The 507-nt window shown below is 56.0% G+C and carries 4 tRNA genes; all 4 read right to left on the reverse strand.

Features of this window, described 5'->3' with window-relative positions:
* Nucleotides 1-56: 56 nt before the first annotated feature.
* The 4 genes from BZJ21_RS15505 to BZJ21_RS15520 all read right to left on the reverse strand — a co-directional run bounded on the left by BZJ21_RS15505 (nt 57) and on the right by BZJ21_RS15520 (nt 504).
* Nucleotides 57-133: transfer RNA gene (locus BZJ21_RS15505), tRNA-Arg, on the reverse strand.
* A 26-nt stretch (nt 134-159) separates the two neighbouring features.
* Nucleotides 160-236, reverse strand: a tRNA-Arg gene (locus BZJ21_RS15510).
* A 56-nt stretch (nt 237-292) separates the two neighbouring features.
* A tRNA-Arg gene (locus BZJ21_RS15515) sits at nt 293-369 on the reverse strand.
* A gap of 42 nt (nt 370-411) precedes the next feature.
* Nucleotides 412-504, reverse strand: a tRNA-Ser gene (locus tag BZJ21_RS15520).
* Nucleotides 505-507: the final 3 nt, after the last annotated feature.

Below are 507 nucleotides of genomic sequence, written 5' to 3' on the forward strand. Positions count from 1 at the left end.
GTGACAATGAAAAGATAGCGAAATGGAAATAAGGAGAAGGAAGAGGTAATGCAAAATGGCGCGTCCGGGAGGATTCGAACCTCCGACCGCCTGGTCCGTAGCCAGGTACTCTATCCAGCTGAGCTACGGACGCGCTGACGGATTTGCATAGATTGAAGATGGCGCGCTCGGGAGGATTCGAACCTCCGACCGCCTGGTTCGTAGCCAGGTACTCTATCCAGCTGAGCTACGAGCGCGTGTCGTCAATCTTGTGTTCATCCTGAACGGTGTTGCGGGTCTTCCATGGCGGTGATGGCGCGTCCGGGAGGATTCGAACCTCCGACCGCCTGGTTCGTAGCCAGGTACTCTATCCAGCTGAGCTACGGACGCACATCTTTTACTGCAATTATCACAAGGCAGGCTTGTCGATAATGGCGGTGAGGGAGGGATTCGAACCCTCGATACGGCTACAAACCGTATACTCCCTTAGCAGGGGAGCGCCTTCAGCCACTCGGCCACCTCACCGTC

This window comes from Salinivibrio costicola subsp. alcaliphilus, assembly GCF_001996185.1.
GTDB classification, from domain to species: Bacteria; Pseudomonadota; Gammaproteobacteria; order Enterobacterales; family Vibrionaceae; genus Salinivibrio; species Salinivibrio costicola.